This is a genomic window from Sphingomonas sp. J344, assembly GCF_024700005.1.
Taxonomy (GTDB): domain Bacteria; phylum Pseudomonadota; class Alphaproteobacteria; order Sphingomonadales; family Sphingomonadaceae; genus Sphingomonas.
The window spans coordinates 2,397,911-2,410,261 of record NZ_JAJONB010000001.1 but is presented as its reverse complement, the minus strand read 5'-3'; the positions used below and the strand labels follow the sequence as shown (position 1 = coordinate 2,410,261).

The following is a 12,351-nucleotide window of genomic DNA, read 5'->3' as shown; positions in this document are numbered from 1 at the left end:
CGGACAGTCATGTCCCGTTTCACCTTCACCATCCACGCCACCGACGGCAAGGCGCGTACCGGCACGATCGCGATGCAGCGCGGCGAAATCCGCACCCCCGCCTTCATGCCGGTCGGCACCGCCGCCACAGTCAAGGCGATGAAGCCCCAGGATGTGCGCGCGTCCGGCGCGGATATCATCCTAGGCAATACCTATCACCTCATGCTGCGTCCCACTGCCGAGCGGGTCGACCGCCTCGGCGGGCTGCACAAATTCATGGGCTGGGATCGCCCGATCCTGACCGACAGCGGCGGCTATCAGGTGATGAGCCTGTCCGACCTCACCAAGCGCAGCGAAGAGGGGATCGTCTTCAAGTCGCACCTCGACGGCACGCGCCACATGCTCAGCCCCGAACGCTCGATCGAGATCCAGCGGCTGCTCGGGTCGAACATCGTGATGGCATTCGACGAACTGGTCCCGACCACCTCGACGCGTGAGGTTCAGGCGGCGGCAATGGAACGCTCGATGCGCTGGGCAAAGCGCTCGCGCGACGCGTTCGACGCGGGCGGCGACCATGCCGCAAACAACGCGATTTTCGGCATCCAGCAGGGTGCACTCGATGAAGGGATGCGCAAGGCCAGCGCCGACGCGCTGCTCGACATCGGCTTCGATGGCTATGCGGTCGGCGGCCTCGCGGTGGGTGAGGGGCAGGAGGCGATGTTCGGCTGCCTCGACTATGCCCCCGGCCAGCTCGACGCGACCAAGCCACGCTATCTGATGGGCGTCGGCAAGCCGGACGACATTGTCGGCGCGGTCGAGCGCGGGATCGACATGTTCGATTGCGTTCTCCCCACCCGCTCGGGCCGCACCGGCCAGGCATTCACCGCAAACGGTCCGATCAACATTCGCAACGCCAAATTCGCCGAAGATCAGGGGCCGGTCGACCCGCACTGCGCCTGCCCGGTCTGCGCGACCTGGAGCCGCGCCTATCTCCACCACCTCGTCCGCGCGGGGGAGATATTGGGGGCGATGCTGATGACCGAGCACAACCTCCATTTCTATCAGTCGCTGATGGCCGATCTGCGCGCCGCGATCGCCAAGGGGCGACTCACCGCCTTCGCCAATGCGTTTCGCGCGCAATATTATGGCAGGCGCGACTGATTGCACCCGCCCCGTCCCTGTCCTACTCCTGTGACACAGAGGAGTATCCAGTGACCGACAAGACCGACGCCGCTGAAGAGATTGCAAACGAAATCACCGCCGCCGCACGTCAGGCGCGCGAGATCGCCGAGCGGGCGGAAGGCACGCCCAAGCCCGGCGATGCGAAGAAATGGCCGCTGGCGCAGATCGGCATCGGCATCGGTTCCGCCGCACTCGCCGCCGCCGTGATTTACGCCGCGCGCAGCCGCAAGAAAGACTGACCCTCCCTCCCGACCGGAGACCGACAAGATGCGCCTGACCCGCACCGCGCTGTACCTGAGCGCCGCCCTGCTCCCCTTCGCCGCACAGGCCCAGCAGGCCGCACCCGCCGCACAGCAGCAGCAACAGCAGATCGCCGTCGCCCCGCTCGACTTCACCGAACGGACGCTGCCCAACGGCCTCAAAGTCTATGCGATCCGCGATACCAGCACCGCCAACGTGTCGGTGCAGGTCTGGTACGATGTCGGCAGCAAGGACGATCCCGCGGGCAAGTCGGGCTTCGCGCACATGTTCGAGCACCTCATGTTCAAGGGTACCAGAAACCTAGTCGACGAACAGATGGACCGGCTGACCGAGGATGTCGGCGGCTATAACAACGCATCGACCGCGTCGGACTACACCAATTATTTCGAGGTCGTCCCTGCCAACCATCTCGAGCGGCTGCTGTTTGCCGAGGCCGACCGGATGGCCACGTTGGTCGTTGACGAGAAGGTCTTCGCCTCCGAACGCGATGTCGTGAAGGAAGAGCTGCGCAGCCGCGTGCTGGCCCAGCCCTATGGCAAGCTGTTCTACGTCTATTTCCCCAACATCTCCTACACCGTGCACCCCTATGCCCGTCCCGGCATCGGCAGCATCGAGGATCTGGACGCGGCGAATATCGACGATATTCGCGCCTTTCACGCTACCTATTACCGGCCTGACAATGCCGTGCTGGTCGTCGCCGGCAATTTCGACCCCGCCCAGCTGGCCAAATGGGTAGACAAATATTTCGCGCCGATCGCGAAGCCCGATCGCCCGATCCCGCGCGTGACCGTCGCCGAACCGCCGCGCACCACGGCGGTGCGCAAGACGGTTTATGAGCCCAACACTCCGCTGCCTGCGGTGCTGCTCAGCTATCAGCTGCCGCCGGACAACGATCCCGATCTGCCCGCGCTGACCGTGCTCGACGGGATATTGTCCGGGGGCGAGAATTCGCGGCTCTATCGCAACCTCGTCTATCGCGATCAGCTGGTGGCGCAGGCCGACACCTTCCTCGATTCGCGCCAGTCGACCGGCGCCTATGCGATGTACGCGATCCTGGCCGGCGGGAAGTCGGCCGAGGATGGCGAACAGGCGATGCGGCGCGAGATCGCCGAACTGCGCGACACGCCGGTCAGCGCCGCCGAACTTGCCGAGGCGAAGAACGAGATCCTGACCAGCGCGCTCAAGAGCCGCGAGACGGCGGAGGGCAAGGCGTCGACCCTCGCCGCGTCGATCATCATCGACCGCGACCCGCGCCACAGCGACCGCCAGCTCGCCGACATCGCCAAGGTGACCGCCGCCGACGTCCAGCGCGTCGCGCGCAAGTATCTGGGCGACAATCAGTCCGCGGCGCTCATCTATCTCCCCGACGCCATGGCGCAGGGAGCCAAGGGCGACACGGTTGCAGTCGCTGACACGGTGAAGGTCGCACCCCTGGTCGCGCCAAAGGACATTGTCATCCACACTGCGGCGAGCGAGGCGGAACGGGTTGCTGTCCCCGCCCCCGGCGCGCCCGTCGCCCCCACCATCCCCAACGCGGTCGAAACGAAACTCGCCAACGGGATGCGCGTGATCGTGGTCGAAAAGCGCGACCTGCCGATCGTCACTGCGACTGTCGTTTCCCCGGCGGGCGGCGCCAAGGATCCTGCGGGCAAGGCAGGTACGGCCGCGCTGGCAGCATCGCTGCTGACCAAGGGAACAGCAACGCGCTCAGCCGAACAGATTGCACAGCAGATCAGATCGCTCGGCGGATCGATCAGCGCCGGGGCCGACTGGGATGCCGCCTTTGCGACCGTAACGGTCAAGGCCGATCAGGTCGAACCCGCGCTCACCGTGCTCGCCGATGTCGCGCGCAACCCTGCCTTCGCGCAGGATGAGATCGACCGCGCGCGCAAGCAGACAGTCGACGGCGTCACCGTCCAGCTAGAGAATCCCGCCGCACTGTCGGGCATCGTCGCCAGCCGCGCTGTGTTCGGCGACCGCGCCTATGGCAACATGCTGTCGGGCAGCCCGACCTCGCTGCCGCGGATCACGCGACAGGATGTCGTGTCCGCCTATGGCAATTCCTGGCGTCCGAACCATTCGGCGCTGGTCATCGTCGGCGACATTGGCAGCAAGGATGCAACCACGCTCGCGCAGAAACTGTTCGGCGACTGGCAACGCGGCGCACTGACAATTCAGGCAAGCGCGGCCCAGCCAGCGCTTGCCCCGCGCGTGATTGTCGTCGACCTGCCCGAAGCTGGTCAGGCCGGCGTGGTTATCGCGCGTGCCGGCATCGCGCGCAGCGACCGCGACTTCTACGCGGCACAGGTCGCCAACGCCACACTCGGCGTCGGCTTCACCTCGCGCCTCAATCGTGAAATCCGCATCAAGCGCGGTCTGGCCTATGGCGCGGGCAGCAGCGTAGACGCACGCCGCGCGCCGGGCATCGTCACCGCCTCGACCCAGACCAAGAACCCGTCGGCCCCCGAAGTGGTCAAGCTGATCGCCGAGGAAATGACCAGGCTGGGCGCGGCCCCGGTCCCCCGCCGCCGAGCTCGAATCGCGCAAGGCGGTGCTGGTCGGCAGCTTCGGCCGCCGGATCGAACGCACCGACGGCATCGCCGGCGCGCTCGCCGACTATGTCGCCGACGGCGTCCCCCTCGACACGCTGCAAAAGTATATCCCGTCGATCCAGGGCGTCGATCCGGCAGCGGTGCAGGCAGCGGCCAAGAAGGTGCTCGACCCGAGCAACGCCAGCATCGTCGTGGTCGGCGACGCAAACGCGTTCGTGGACGAGCTGCGCAAGAGCTACCCGCATCTGGAGGTGATCCCGGCCAGCGCGCTCAACCTCGACAGCGCGACGTTGAAGTAGCGATTGGCGGGGCGCTGGCTACCACATGGTTTCGGGTGCCCCATCAAATGCTCAGATTTGTCTCATGACCTTACCGACCGCCTAGCCCACCTCCGCCGATGGACACGCTGAGGGGAAGGCAATGACGGGTGAAGGCGTCGGACAGGCGAAGCGCTGGCTGAAGTGGTATAGCTTGCTCGCGGCGGTCCCTTTCGGCTTCGGCCTCCTGCGCGCTTGGCTGGAATTTTATCTCATCCTGCCGATACTGGTTGGCTTGGCCGGCCTCTATCTGGCAGCGATCGCAGTTACCGTCCGATGGTCCATCGCCGCATGGCATGCGAAGCCGCTGGGTGTGACCCTGACACGGCGACTCGCGACGATACTGATACCGCCTTCGCTGCTTCTGACGGCGATTTGCCTCTTTCCTCCGTTGGGACAGGCTGGCGGCCGGATCGGCCTCATCGCACAGATCACGATGTACGGTCAGCGGTTCGAGGAGATTATTGCAAAGGAAGGGGCCACCCCAACCGCCGATGGTCGGGGCGAATTTCGCGGAGTGTCCTATTGGATCGACCCCGGACCACCGGTCCGGGTGGCCTTCTTTCCAGAGGGGTTTCTCGATAATTGGTCGGCGCTGATCTACGACCCTACCGGCGAGATGATGCAGGCTGATGGCTTTGATCCGGTCACGGGCAAATTCCGTGCAGCTGATCGCGTGACCAAGCTGTTCGGCGGAGACTTGCTTTGGTGTCGCCCGATTTGGGGAGACTATTACGAATGCGGCTTCACCTGACCCGACACTCGAATCCCTAATATTAGCTTAACTATCAATCGTTTCACCCCGGGACGCGTCCAAAACGGCAGCAGAAATTAAACCTTCGTAGCTCTATATGGCAGGCTCGGGATTCTCTCCCGGCGGGACGAATATGCTGCGGCGGATGACACGGATACAGCTGAGGGGCCTTGCGGCGGCGCTGATCGCGTCGCTGATCGGAGCCGGCTTTTCCGCACATGCCGGGCTGACTGCGCTGCACGCGTCGGAGCAGGGCGCGCAGCGCGCCGGGCCGGAGCCGACCGGATACGAGGCGGACGATCATTTCCCCGGCGCCGCCTTCTACCAGCTGGCCGATGACGACGCGATCGGTGCCCCCACCCAGGGCGCAACCGGCACGGTCGAGCTGCCCGACACGCCGGTGCCCGAAGGCGCGGCGGTCGATCCGACCATCCGCCCCGCCCCGCCGTTCGAGCTGCGCGGATCGGCGCAGGACAAGGCGCGCGCGCTGCAATGCCTGACCACCGCAATCTATTACGAGGCCGCGACCGAACCCGATGACGGCCAGCGCGCGGTGGCGCAGGTGATCCTCAACCGCGCCCGCCACCCGACCTTCCCCGGCACGATCTGCGGCGTCGTCTTTCAGGGCTCGGAAAAGCCGGGATGCCAGTTCAGCTTCGCCTGTGACGGCTCGATGGCGCGCAAGCCGTCGCGTGCCCATTGGGACCGCGCCGCACGGGTTGCATCGGCGGCACTGGCGGGCGGGGTGTTCGCGCCGGTCGGCATGGCGACCCATTATCATACCCACGCCGTCACCCCCAGCTGGAACAAGAGCTTGGTGATGACCGGCGTGTTCGGCGCGCATTTCTTCCATCGCTGGAAGGGCTATTGGGGCACCGGCGCGGCGTTCACCCGGAGCTATCGCGGCGGTGAGCCCATGCCTGGACCGAAGATGCAGGTCGCGGCGATGTCCGCTACTCCGACGGCCAAGCCCAGCCCGGTCGCAACTCCGGTCGCGACCGTCGGCGCGGTGCAGCGGCCCGGCAACCCTTTGCTCCGCCCCACGCCCGCCGTGCCGATGCCGAAGATCGAACGCCCTGCCCCGCGTCGCGACGAGGCCGAAAGCGGCGACCCGCTGCCCCGCTATGCCGAGCCTGCCGACTCGCAGGTGCTCGATCGATGGAAGGACAGCGGCAAGCCGATCCGCTAAACCAAAACGGCCCCCGCACCGGGGTGCGGAGGCCGTCATTGCCAGCAGGTAACGTCGGCGCTTAGCGGCGGTTTTGCCAGTCGCGACGTTCCCACCGGATCTTGCGCGCCAGCACGTCGAAGCGCCGGTCGAGGTCGGCCCGCTCGGCCACCGTCAGGCCCGGACGGCTCTGGCGATACCGTGCCTCAAGGGCGACGATGCCCCGGAACTCGGCGCGCAGGCGCATGGCCTCGGCACGGGTGAGCTGGCCGTTGCGCACGCCCTGGTCGATCCGGCGATCGAGGATCGCCTGGCGCTGGTTGATGTTCCACCAGTTGCCAGCACCCTGGTCATCGTGTCGCTCAGCGCGAATCTTGCGCGACAGTGCGTCGAAGCGGCGGTCGAGATCGGCGCGTTCGGCCATCGTCAGGCCTGGAGCCGAGCGGCGATAGCGAATCTCGAGATCGGCAATGCCGCGGAACTCGGCGCGCAGACGAGCCGCCTCGCCACGGGTCAGCTGGCCGTTGCGAACGCCCTGATCGATCCGGCGATCGAGCTGCGCCTGACGCTGGTTGATATTCTGCCACCCGGCCTGCGCAGTAGCGGCGGGAACGGTGGCGGCGGCGATGCCAAGACCGGCAACGATCAGTGCAATCTTCTTCATCGACTTTCTCCTCTTCAAATTCGTCGCCGCATCGGCGGCTGTCCCCTTTATGGTGAACAGGTGTCTCAGCGATTTGGCGGGAATGTCGTTATTGTGTCGCGGCGTGTCGCACCTGCGACAGGTCCGTTCATAATCGTTAACGGGTGAAGTGTTCTATCTTGCCAAAACACCTTCAAGGAGTCATCTTGACGTCATGCTGAACCTTCTTTCCCTCGTCACCGGTGCCGTCGCGCTCCTCATCGCGCTGATCGGCATCCTGCCCATCCCGCTGCTGCCGCTGGTCAACTGGATCGCTTTTCCGATCGCGGTTGTCGGGCTGGTATTTGGTCTGCTGTCGAGCGGCACCGCAGGCCGGAACCTCAACATCGTGGTGCTGGTGATCAGCGGGCTGCGCCTGTTCCTGACCGGCGGCCTCATCTGAATCGACGGAAACGCCCCGGCTGTGAGAGCCGGGGCGTTCCATCATCGGCGTTAGCGGCAGCGCACATTGCCGCGGTCGATCGACGCGCCTAGCGCCGCGCCGCCAGCCGCACCGAGTAGCGTGCCCAGCACGGTCGACCGCCCGTTGGACAGCGCGTTGCCAAGGAAGCCACCGGCGATCCCACCGACGATCAGGCCGGTCGTACCGTCGCTACGGCGGCAATAATAACGCCCGTCGCGCCCGCGATAGATGCGGTCTTGTCGGCTCAGGCGACGCTCCTGATAATAGCGACCGTCCCGATAATAGTCGTCGGCATAATACGCCCGCTGGCCGCGCGCCGGGCGGTTCCAGTCATAGTTGCGATATTGGCGCCAGTCGCGGCGGTCGGCACGGAGGTCCTGACGCGCGTCGCGCAACTCGCGCTGATATTCGCGCTGCGCAGCACGGCGCTCGGCGGGCGTGTCGGCGCGACGCATGTCACGGCGATAGTCGCGCTGCGCGTCGCGAACCTCTTCGCGATATTCGCGGTTGGCTTCACGCGGTGTCTGCTGGGCGAACGCGGGGACCGGCGCGAGTACGACCGATGCCATCATCGCGGCGATAAGGGGGGGTACGCATGGAAACTCTCCTGCATCTTGGAATGCCGCATAAACGGCCCGATGCATCGGGAGGTTGCGTGAACGACAAACTACCCTGCGTTCATGTCCCGGCCAGCTTCAGATGCGGGTATCGCCGGGATAGGCGAAGAGCAGGTCGGCATCGGGCGACGCGGTCACGACCACGCTACCGGAGATGCTCAGGCAATCGCCCGCCTGCCATGCAAGACCGTCCGCAGCGCCCCTGCCCTGCACGGGGATCAGCCAGCCGACCGCGTCATGCGGCAGTCGAATCATGCGATCCCCGCCGATCCAGCGCTCCAGCACGAATTTGGGCCCCTCGACCAGGATCGTCCGGCCATGCTCGACCACGCCCGGCCCGGTGTGCGGAACCCATGGCTCCAGCACCGCAACGTCGACCCCGTCCTCCAGATGCAGTTCGCGCGGGCGGCCATAGTCATAGAGGCGATATGTTGTATCGCTGTTCTGCTGCACCTCGATCAGCGTGATTCCCGCGCCAATCGCATGGACCGTCCCGGCGGCTGCATAGATGAAGTCCCCGGCACGCACCGGTTTCCAGTCGAGCAGGTCGACGATCGACCCGTCCCGCGCCGCCGACCGCAACGTATCCGCATCCACGCGCGCGCGCGGCCCGATCGCGATCGTCGATTCGGGCTCGGCATCGAGGATCAGCCAGCATTCGTCCTTGCCGCGCGGCAATCCCCGCGCTTGCGCCGCCGCGTCGTCGGGATGGACCTGCACCGACAGCTTCTCGCTGGTGAACAGATATTTGATCAGCAAATCGGGCGTGGCATCGCCCGGTTCCTGGAACCAGATTTCACCGACGGGCTCGCCATCCGGCGCGGGGTCGTCAAAGCCGGGCCAGAGGCGATGCCGCCCCCAGGGCTTTTCGACACGGTGCATGGCCAGCAATTGGACGGGCATCGGTCCTCCGTTGATGCGCGATAGGGTCTTGCATCAACGCCCGGATTCTGCGCGTCGATCCGCTTCACCGCAAGCACCCCCAAAAAACATTTCGCGAGGCCGCAAGGCTCGGCTAAGAACCGGCGCGATGCGTATGCTTTCCACCCGCTCGCTGGCACTTGCCGCAGTCGCCTTGGCCCTTCCCCTCGCTGGCTGCGCCAGCGGTGCCGGCAAGCGTGCCGACCTCCCATATGTCGCGCGCGACGTGGGCACGCTGTACACCACGGCAAAGGACCGGCTCGATCGCGGCCAGTACAAGCTCGCCGCCGCGCTGTTCGACGAGGTGGAGCGCCAGCACCCCTATTCGGTCTGGGCGCGCCGCGCCCAGCTGATGGGTGCCTTCGCTTATTATCTCGACAAGAACTACACCCAGTCGATCCAGTCGGCGCAGCGCTTCCTCGCGGTCCATCCCGGCAACCGCGACGCGCCCTATGCCTATTATCTGATCGCACTCAGCTATTATGAGCAGGTCAGCGACGTGACCCGCGACCAGAAGATCACCCAGCAGGCGCTCGACGCGCTGGGTGAGCTCAACCGCCGCTATCCCAATACCCGCTACGCCGCCGACGCGCGCCTCAAGATCGACCTTGTCCGCGACCATCTCGCGGGCAAGGAGATGGAAGTCGGGCGCTATTATCAGACAAAAGGGCAATGGCTCGCATCTGTCATCCGCTTTCGCACGGTGATCGACCAGTATCAGACCACGACCCACACCCCCGAAGCGCTGATGCGCCTGACCGAGAGCTATCTGGCACTCGGCGTGAAGGACGAGGCGAAGAAAGCCGCAGCCGTTCTGGGTGCCAACTATCCGGGTACCGAATGGTATGAGCGCGCTTATGAGCTGGTGCAGAAGCATGGCGAGCCGGTCCCGGTTCCCGCGCTGGTGACGCCTGCGGCGCCCCCGGCGCGCGACGAAACGCCAACGCCGAAGCCCGCGACTGACGAGACCAACTGAAAGCCGAAGCGCCCCTGATGAAACGCCCCTCCCAAGGCGGAACAAAAAGGGGTAATGCAGGCGCATGTTGACCGCGCTTTCAATTCGCGATGTGGTGCTGATCGAGGCGCTCGACCTGGATTTCGGTGCCGGCCTTGGCGTGCTCACTGGCGAAACCGGCGCCGGCAAGTCGATCCTGCTCGATTCGCTCGGCCTCGCTTTAGGCGCGCGCGCCGATAGCGGGCTGGTGCGGCAGGGGGCGGCGCAGGCGGTGGTCACCGCCAGCTTCGAACCCGCCGACCCCGCGCCGATCGCCGCACTGCTCGGCGAAAGCGGGCTCGACCATGACCCGTCCGAACCGCTGACGATCCGCCGGCTGGTCAAGGCGGACGGCGGCAGCCGCGCCTATGTCAACGACCAGCCCGCCTCCGCCGGATTGCTGCGCGACCTTGGCGCGTTGCTTGTCGAGATTCACGGCCAGCATGATGATCGCGGTCTGCTCAACCCGCGCGGCCACCGCGCGCTGCTCGACATCTTCGGGCGAGCCGATACGGCTGCCGTCGCGGCAGCACATCGCGCGCTGCGCGATGCCGAGGACGCGCTCGCCGCCGCGCATGCTGAACAGGAAAACGCTGCGCGCGACCGCGAATGGCTCGAACACGCGGTCGCCGAACTGACCAAGCTGGACCCCGAACCGGGCGAAGAAGCCGTGCTCGCCGAACGCCGTGCGACGATGCAGCGCGGCGAAAAGATCGCGGGCGAGCTTCAGGCCATCGCCGACCTGATCGACGGATCCGACGGCGCGCTCACCCGGCTGCGTCAGGCGGCACGCATCCTCGAGCGCATCGCCGAGGATCACCCCGCGCTCACCGAAGCGCTCGCCGCGCTCGACCGAGCATTGAACGAGGGGAGCGCGACGCAGGACGGGATCGACACCGCCGCCGAAGCGCTCGCCTTCGACCCGGCCGCGCTGGAAGCCGACGAGGCGCGGCTGTTCGAACTGCGCGGCCTCGCCCGCAAGCACCGGGTCCAGCCCGACGACCTCGCCGACCTCACCCGGACGCTGGCCGAACGGCTCGAGCGGATCGAGGGCGGCGAAGGGCTGATCGCCCGCCTCACCGCCGATCTCGCGACGGCAGAAACAGCCTATGTCGCGGAGGCCGAGGCGCTCTCGGCGACCCGCACCGCTGCTGCCGCGCGGCTCGACGCGGCGGTCGCTGCGGAACTGGGCCCGCTCAAGCTCGACGCCGCCCGTTTCCGCACCACCGTCGAGCCGTTGCCCCGCGACCAATGGTCCGCCGCCGGCCGGGACCGGGTGGAGTTCGAGGTGTCGACCAACCCCGGCGCGCCCTTCGCGCCGCTGATCAAGATCGCGTCGGGCGGCGAGCTGTCGCGCTTCATCCTCGCGCTCAAGGTCGCGCTGGCGGAGGAAGGCGGCGCACGCACGCTGATCTTCGACGAAATCGACCGCGGCGTCGGCGGTGCGGTGGCGAGCGCGATCGGCGAACGGCTGGCGCGGCTCTCGGCCGGTGCACAATTGCTGGTCGTCACCCACAGCCCGCAGGTCGCGGCGCGCGGCGCGGCGCACCTGCTGATCGCGAAAAGCCATGACGGCACCGTCACCCGCACCGGCGTGCGGCAGCTCAGCGAGGACGAACGGCGGGAGGAGATTGCGCGGATGCTGTCGGGGGCGCAGGTTACGGACGAGGCAAGGGCGCAGGCCGGAAGGCTGCTGGAGGCGGCCTAATTGCCCCGGTTCGCGATCAGGTCGATCTCGGTCCCGCCATCGCCGCGCGCCGACAGGAATACGACATAGGCCGAATCGTCCCGCGCCCGGGTGCCGCCCAGCACATGCTGGCCGTCCTTCAACTGATGCTCGGCCGAATAGCCACCGCGGACGGCGCGGGTATAGTACCAGTCGATCATCGTCTGGAGCGGCTGGGGGGTCGAGAAACTGACGACGCGCAGGCCGCACTGACCGCCTTCTGCCCCGGCCGCTTCGGTTACGCGGGCCTGGGGGTGGAGCGGCATGTCGGCGGGGAGGCGGGCGGCCCAGCCGGCGGAGTAGCTCAGTTTCGCCGCGCAGTCGGCGGTGCGGCGGTCCTTTTGCCCGGCGGCGAGACCGGCGAGGGTCACCGACTTGTCCTGGGCGTCGCAGGCATCGCACTTGCCCTCGACAGGGGCCGGGGCCTTGAGCAGCTCGCCCTCGGCCGGCATCGCGGCTTTGGCTGCGGCGACGGTGTCCGACGGGATCGGCGCCGAATAGGGCTGGCCCGGCGGGCGGATCGCGTCCTTGTTCGATTGCTGGGCGAGCTGCGGATCGACCATGATCTGGTCCTGTAGCGCGCCCATCAGCGCCGGATCGGTCGAATTGCCGCCGATCGAATCGTCCAGCGCATCGACATTGCCCGCCTCTCCGCCACCACAGGCGGCGAGCGCCAATGGCAGCAACAGGGTGGCAATCGCGTTCGCCCGACGGCTCATCATCACGCTCCGCATCCCCGCAAAAAAGCTGCGGGATTTGGGCCAAGGTGATGAC

12 protein-coding genes are annotated in these 12,351 nt (G+C 66.6%); 8 read left to right on the top strand and 4 right to left on the bottom strand.

The window, feature by feature from the left end; translation table 11 throughout:
* Positions 1-9 precede the first annotated feature (9 nt).
* From tgt to LRS12_RS12110, 5 genes are all read left to right on the top strand, one after another.
* The gene (gene tgt, locus LRS12_RS12130; protein ID WP_257844766.1) at positions 10-1,140 is read left to right on the top strand and encodes a tRNA guanosine(34) transglycosylase Tgt; all 1,131 of its coding nucleotides are present in this window, start codon (positions 10-12) and stop codon (positions 1,138-1,140) included.
* Between the two features lie 50 nt (positions 1,141-1,190).
* On the top strand, positions 1,191-1,400 hold the full coding sequence (locus LRS12_RS12125; protein WP_257844765.1) for a hypothetical protein: 210 nt from the start codon (positions 1,191-1,193) through the stop codon (positions 1,398-1,400).
* A gap of 28 nt (positions 1,401-1,428) precedes the next feature.
* A complete protein-coding gene (locus tag LRS12_RS12120; protein ID WP_257844764.1) occupies positions 1,429-4,341 on the top strand; it encodes a pitrilysin family protein in 2,913 nt (970 codons plus the stop codon).
* Between the two features lie 53 nt (positions 4,342-4,394).
* The gene (locus LRS12_RS12115; protein ID WP_257844763.1) at positions 4,395-5,045 is read left to right on the top strand and encodes a hypothetical protein; all 651 of its coding nucleotides are present in this window, start codon (positions 4,395-4,397) and stop codon (positions 5,043-5,045) included.
* Positions 5,046-5,190: 145 nt separating this feature from the next.
* Positions 5,191-6,234, top strand: a complete 1,044-nt coding sequence (locus LRS12_RS12110; protein WP_257844762.1) for a cell wall hydrolase — start codon at positions 5,191-5,193, stop codon at positions 6,232-6,234.
* 61 nt (positions 6,235-6,295) lie between these two features.
* Here LRS12_RS12110 and LRS12_RS12105 read toward each other — a convergent pair whose 3' ends face one another.
* Complete coding sequence (locus tag LRS12_RS12105; RefSeq protein WP_257844761.1) at positions 6,296-6,877, bottom strand: hypothetical protein; 582 nt, start codon at positions 6,875-6,877, stop codon at positions 6,296-6,298.
* Between the two features lie 193 nt (positions 6,878-7,070).
* On the opposite strand from LRS12_RS12105, the gene LRS12_RS12100 reads away from it, so the two are divergent.
* The gene (locus LRS12_RS12100; RefSeq protein ID WP_224921392.1) at positions 7,071-7,298 is read left to right on the top strand and encodes a hypothetical protein; all 228 of its coding nucleotides are present in this window, start codon (positions 7,071-7,073) and stop codon (positions 7,296-7,298) included.
* Between the two features lie 50 nt (positions 7,299-7,348).
* Here the strand turns inward: LRS12_RS12100 and LRS12_RS12095 are convergent, their stop codons facing one another.
* The gene (locus tag LRS12_RS12095) at positions 7,349-7,888 is read right to left on the bottom strand and encodes a glycine zipper 2TM domain-containing protein (protein WP_257844760.1); all 540 of its coding nucleotides are present in this window, start codon (positions 7,886-7,888) and stop codon (positions 7,349-7,351) included.
* Between the two features lie 126 nt (positions 7,889-8,014).
* Positions 8,015-8,839: a class I mannose-6-phosphate isomerase gene (locus tag LRS12_RS12090; RefSeq protein ID WP_257844759.1), complete on the bottom strand. Its 825-nt coding sequence runs from the start codon at positions 8,837-8,839 to the stop codon at positions 8,015-8,017.
* Between the two features lie 127 nt (positions 8,840-8,966).
* Between LRS12_RS12090 and LRS12_RS12085 the strand changes: the two genes are divergently transcribed.
* Positions 8,967-9,833 (top strand): outer membrane protein assembly factor BamD, encoded by an 867-nt coding sequence (locus LRS12_RS12085; protein ID WP_257844758.1) that lies wholly within the window; start codon positions 8,967-8,969, stop codon positions 9,831-9,833.
* 64 nt (positions 9,834-9,897) lie between these two features.
* Positions 9,898-11,559, top strand: coding sequence for a DNA repair protein RecN (gene recN / locus LRS12_RS12080; RefSeq protein ID WP_257844757.1), 1,662 nt, complete (start codon positions 9,898-9,900; stop codon positions 11,557-11,559).
* On the opposite strand, the gene LRS12_RS12075 is transcribed toward recN, so the two are convergent.
* Entirely contained in the window at positions 11,556-12,296 is a 741-nt protein-coding gene (locus tag LRS12_RS12075) for a hypothetical protein (protein ID WP_257844756.1), read from the bottom strand. The genes recN and LRS12_RS12075 overlap by 4 nt on opposite strands.
* Positions 12,297-12,351: the final 55 nt, after the last annotated feature.